Origin of the sequence: Sulfitobacter sp. HI0129, from assembly GCF_001635395.1 — a bacterium.
GTDB lineage: Bacteria > Pseudomonadota > Alphaproteobacteria > Rhodobacterales > Rhodobacteraceae > Sulfitobacter.
In genome coordinates this window covers 1-942 of sequence record NZ_LWGH01000742.1, presented here as the reverse complement: position 1 = coordinate 942, position 942 = coordinate 1, and the positions used below count along the sequence as shown (strand labels likewise).

Annotated in this window: 1 protein-coding gene; it reads right to left on the bottom strand. The window is 66.0% G+C overall.

Going from position 1 to position 942, the window contains the following annotated elements; all coding sequences use genetic code 11:
* A partial coding sequence (locus A3764_RS18310) for a TrbI/VirB10 family protein (protein ID WP_150122284.1) occupies positions 1 to 942 on the bottom strand: 942 nt, incomplete at both ends.

The following is a 942-nucleotide window of genomic DNA, read 5'->3' as shown; positions in this document are numbered from 1 at the left end:
TCACCTCCGAAGGAGCTGATCTGGACGGTCTGATTGTCAGGCAGGATGATCCGGTCCCAGGCGATCGTGACGCGGCGCTGCGCGATATCGACGCCAGCGCGGTAGCGCCCGATGAGACGCGATCCTCGGGGGATCAAGAGGCCCACGCCATCGACGCTGTAGACATCCTCGGACACCACGGCACGGGTCTGGCCGGGCAGGGAGCTGTCAAGGGCAGTTTCCATGACGGCCTGGATCATGGTGCCCTGTAGAATCGTGTTGGAGGGATTGGCGATCACCTCGGCCTGCGTCACCGTCGAGGGCAGCGCCCCGTTCAGCACGAAATCCGTCACCTCGCCAAAAGTGCGTTCGGTCAGAGCCGTTTCATTCGCTCCGGAGGCACCGCCAAACGCGATGGTGGGCGAGGCGATGCGCCGCTCCTGGAAGGCGCGTTCCTCCGCGGCGCGGCGCTCCAGCTCGGCCATGCGCCGGGCTTCTTCCTCGCGGCGCAGTCGCTCTTGCTCGCGTGCGCGCAGCTCATCTTCCGTGGGGCCCGCTGGGGCGGGTTGCGGTCGGCTGGCCTCGAGTTGGGCCAGTTCCAGATCCATGCGGAGTTGCTCAAGGCTGCGATCCCGCGCCGTCAGTTCGTCCTGAAATCGTTGCTGTGCTGCTTCCGAGGCGGCTTGTAGCGCAGCGATCTGAGCGGTCAGCGCGTCGATCGCCTCTGCGGCGGCGGTGTCTTCCTCGACGACCGGTTCGGGGGCGTTGCGTAATTCCTCGATCTGAGCCTGCAGCGCGGTGATCTGCGCCAGAAGCTCCGCGTTGGGCTCGACTGGATCCGGTCCGACAAACACAACCTCGGGCTCGGGCGGAGGCAAGGTCTCGATAGCGCCAAAGCCGTCCCCCTCGTTTTGGAAGACGTCCGGGGTGGCCGTCGGCAAGGCTTCCTCTTCGTCGGGCTGT